The sequence below is a fragment of the Streptomyces dysideae genome, from assembly GCF_001514305.1.
Classification (GTDB): Bacteria; Actinomycetota; Actinomycetes; order Streptomycetales; family Streptomycetaceae; genus Streptomyces; species Streptomyces dysideae.
On sequence record NZ_KQ949168.1, the window covers coordinates 2,598 to 3,664 of the forward strand.

Consider the following 1,067-nt stretch of genomic DNA (forward strand, 5'->3'; position numbering starts at 1 on the left):
TCGTCGGAGCCGGCTCCGGCCTGGGCCTGTCGATCGCCAAGGAATTCGGCCGTAACGGTTTCTCCGTGGCGCTCGTGGCGCGGACCCAGAAGACACTGGACGGGCTCGCCGGGGAATTGCGTGAAGCGGGGATCGAGGCAGCCGGGTTCGCGGCCGACGTCACCGACCGGCCGTCCCTGGTCGCCGCGTTCGCCCGCGTCAAGGAGCGGTTCGGCCAAGTCGACGTACTGGAGTACTCGCCCGCGCCGAAGACGTTCACCGACGCCATGATCGCTCCGTTGGACGCGACGGTCGAGAACCTCCAGCCGGAGCTGGACTATTACCTGTACGGCGGTCTCACCGCGGCACGGCAGGTGCTTCCCGAGATGCTCGAACGCGACGCCGGCACCCTCCTGTTCACCACGGGCGGGTCCTCTCTGGACGTATTCGCCGGGCCGCCGGAGTACGGCAACATCGCCGTCGCCACGGCCGCCCTGCGGGCCTACGTGCTCAAGCTCACCCAGGTGCTCACCGGCACGGGCGTGTACGCGGCACACGTGCCGATCTTCACCCGGATCGGCTCCGGTGGCCCGGAAACCCACGCGGACACCATCGCCGGGCTCTACTGGGACATCTACACCAAGCGCGAGGGCGCCGAGCACCCCTACGACATCCGGTGACAGAACGCGTGCGGGAGTGAACGCCGACGAAGAGCATGGCATGCGGTGTGGGGCGCCATGGGCGGCCCGCACTGCGTTCTGTCGGCGGAAGCCGGGGTTCGGGGGCCAGTTCGCGTCGATGGCGAGGGCGAGCGTCGGCGGGCCAGCCGCGAAGGCCTCCTCAACCATGGCCGTAGGAGGCCCCTGCGGTGTGGGTGCGCAGACGGTGGCACAGCCGGATGCGGGAGCCTGGCCGTATCGCGATCGGCCCGGCCACTGACAGGCGCCCCGAGCGGCGGCCGCTGACGGTCACGACCGGCGTGTGGCCGCGCCGGCCCCAGGTTCGTCCTTTGGGCGGACGTCGGGTGAACCCGGCTTCGTCCTCGAAGCAGATGTAGCCTCCGCAGGCCGCCCGGGCTCTTTTACCTC

1 protein-coding gene and 1 pseudogene are annotated in these 1,067 nt (G+C 70.2%); one reads left to right on the forward strand and one right to left on the reverse strand.

The features are described from left to right. Positions 1-659, forward strand: a 659-nt coding sequence (locus tag AQJ91_RS48145) for an SDR family NAD(P)-dependent oxidoreductase (RefSeq protein ID WP_067036723.1), incomplete at its 5' end; no start/stop codon positions are given. Between the two features lie 175 nt (positions 660-834). On the opposite strand, the pseudogene AQJ91_RS57230 reads toward AQJ91_RS48145, so the two are convergent. Then, positions 835-1,067 (reverse strand): annotated as a pseudogene (locus AQJ91_RS57230) (IS630 family transposase); the annotation flags it as partial.